This window comes from Polaromonas sp. (genome assembly GCF_030682935.1).
Taxonomy (GTDB): domain Bacteria; phylum Pseudomonadota; class Gammaproteobacteria; order Burkholderiales; family Burkholderiaceae_C; genus Polaromonas.
This window is the reverse complement of the sequence record NZ_JAUXNA010000374.1, coordinates 1-1,970: the sequence shown is the minus strand read 5'-3', so window position 1 is coordinate 1,970 and position 1,970 is coordinate 1. Positions and strand designations below refer to the sequence as shown.

At 59.0% G+C, this 1,970-nt stretch carries 3 protein-coding genes; all 3 read left to right on the top strand.

Translation table 11 applies throughout. From position 1 onward, the window contains the following. Positions 1–3: 3 nt before the first annotated feature. Positions 4–261, top strand: a complete 258-nt coding sequence (locus Q8K05_RS17165; RefSeq protein WP_370868897.1) for an ArsR/SmtB family transcription factor — start codon at positions 4–6, stop codon at positions 259–261. A 29-nt stretch (positions 262–290) separates the two neighbouring features. Further along, positions 291–1,658: a sulfite dehydrogenase gene (gene soxC, locus Q8K05_RS17160; RefSeq protein WP_305247823.1), complete on the top strand. Its 1,368-nt coding sequence runs from the start codon at positions 291–293 to the stop codon at positions 1,656–1,658. Next, on the top strand, positions 1,642–1,970 hold a 329-nt coding region (locus tag Q8K05_RS17155), incomplete at its 3' end, for a c-type cytochrome (RefSeq protein ID WP_370868896.1). The genes soxC and Q8K05_RS17155, both read left to right, overlap by 17 nt.

The window sequence follows — 1,970 nt, the reverse complement described above, 5'->3', positions numbered from 1 at the left end:
CCCGTGCGCTTGCGTATTGTTAGCGCGCTTTGCACGGGTGAAAAGAATGTGAGTGAACTGCGCAGCTTGATAGACGCGGCGCAGCCCAACATCTCGCAGCATCTCACCATGTTGTACCGGTCGGGGGTAGTGGCCAAACGGCGCAATGGAGCGCAAGTTTTTTATCGCATAGGCGATGAATTTTCGGGGCTGGTCTGCCGGGCGGTTTGTTCCCAGCTGGCCGCTGAAGCCCGTGATGCAGACGGTTTGAGCATTGATTAATGATGGATCCACATATTAAAGGAGACTCTGTGAAGCAAGAAGACCTGAGTTCAGGGCGTATCCTCAAGGCGCCTGAGAACTTTTTGAGCCGCGAAGGCATCAAGACTGTATTTGCAGAGGCCAAGAATGGCCGCCGCAACTTTATCCGGAGTGCCTTCGCTGCGGCGGTAGCGGGTGCTGCCGCCCCGGCTGCGCTGGCGCAGGGGAATCCTGTGCCGTCGGAAGGCGGAGATCCCAACATCCTGACCTTGCCCGAGCACAGCAAGGGATTGGGTCAAGGGGTGTCTGCTGAAGGTAGTTACGGCCAACCTTCCAAGTTCGAGACCAATGTGCAGCGCCGCCAAAGTCCGGGCTTGACGCAAACCACGCAGGCGTCCGTGTCCTTTGCGCCGCTGCAGTCCTTATTCGGCATCGTTACGCCGAGCGTCCTGCACTTCGAGCGCCACCACAAGGGCTGGTGGGACATCGATCCGTCCAAGCATCGGTTCATGATCAACGGCATGGTGAAAAATCCCAAGGTCTTGACCATGGATGAGATCATGCGCTTGCCTTCTGTGTCGCGCTTTCACTTCATTGAGTGCGGTGCCAATACGGCGGCCGAGTGGGGCAATGTGGCGGTGCCCACCTGCCAATACACCCATGGCATGATTTCCTGCAGCGAGTTCACAGGCGTGCCGCTGATCACCTTGCTCGAACTGGCGGGAGCCGACCTCAAGAACGGCAAATTTGTGCTGGCAGAGGGGGCTGATGGCTCGTCCATGACGCGCACCATCCCGATGAGCCTGATTACCTCGGGTGAAGTCATTGTGGCTTACGGCCAAAACGGCGAAATGCTGCGCCCTGAAAACGGGTATCCGCTGCGGCTGATTGTTCCGGGCGTGCAGGGCGTGAGCTGGGTGAAGTATCTGCGCCGGGTTGAAGTGGGTGACAAGCCCTATGCAGCCAAGGATGAGGCGATCCATTACATGGACTTGCAACCCGATGGCACGCATCGTCCGTACAGCAACCTGCAGGAATGCAAGAGCGTCGTGACCACGCCCTCGGGCGGTCAGGTGTTGCTTGACAAGGGTTTTTACAACATCACGGGTCTGGCCTGGTCGGGCAAGGGCAAGGTCAAGAAGGTGGATGTGTCGGTGGATGGTGGCCGCAACTGGCGTCAGGCCCGGCTTGAAACGCCGGTGCTGTCCAAGGCACTCACCCGCTTCAATATCGACTGGGTCTGGGACGGCAAGCCAGCGCTTATCCAGAGCCGCGCCACCGACGACACCGGCTATGTGCAGCCAACTTACAAGCAACTGCGGGCGGTACGGGGTACGCGCTCAATCTACCATAACAACGCGATTCAGTCGTGGCTGGTTCAGGAAAACGGCGAGGTGAAAAATGTTCAACTTTCGTAATGCAGTGATCGCAGTTGCGGTATTGGCAGTAACGGGCCTGGCGGCCGCGCAGACCGCTACGCAGTTTCCGGGTGTTGGCCGAGCAGCCACCCCCAAGGAAGTGGCCGCTTGGGACATCGATGTGCGGCCGGACTTCAAGGGCCTGCCCGCCGGCTCCGGGACCGTGGCCAAGGGCCAGGATGTGTGGGAGGGCAAATGCGCCAGTTGCCACGGCGTCTTTGGTGAATCGAACGAGGTTTTCAGTCCCCTGATTGGAGGCACCTCGGCTGATGACGTGAAGACCGGTCGTGTGGCTAAATTGACGGATCCCAC